Raw genomic sequence first — 227 nt, 5'->3', positions numbered from 1 at the left:
AAGGCAACCTTACCCTCGCCATCGGGATCGGCGTCAACCTGATCGCCGCTCCGCCCGCCGACAGCGTGGAGCCCGGCGCGCTGCCGCCTGTGTCTCTGGCGGGCGAGACCGGGATCGAGATCGGACCCGAAGACTTCCTCGACTTGCTCGCCCCCGCCTATCCCCGGCGCGAGCCCAGCTTCACCACCTACGGCTTCTCCCCCCCCCGCACCCCCTGGCGCGACGCG

General features: G+C 71.8%; 1 protein-coding gene. It reads left to right on the top strand.

What is annotated here, in order from left to right; translation table 11 throughout:
- A partial coding sequence (locus H2O73_RS24500; RefSeq protein WP_220457803.1) for a hypothetical protein occupies positions 1 to 227 on the top strand: 227 nt, incomplete at both ends.

Source organism: Vibrio marinisediminis (genome assembly GCF_014050145.1).
GTDB lineage: Bacteria > Pseudomonadota > Gammaproteobacteria > Enterobacterales > Vibrionaceae > Vibrio > Vibrio marinisediminis.
Note: the sequence above shows the minus strand (reverse complement) of the source record. Positions and strands in the feature narration are given on the sequence as shown.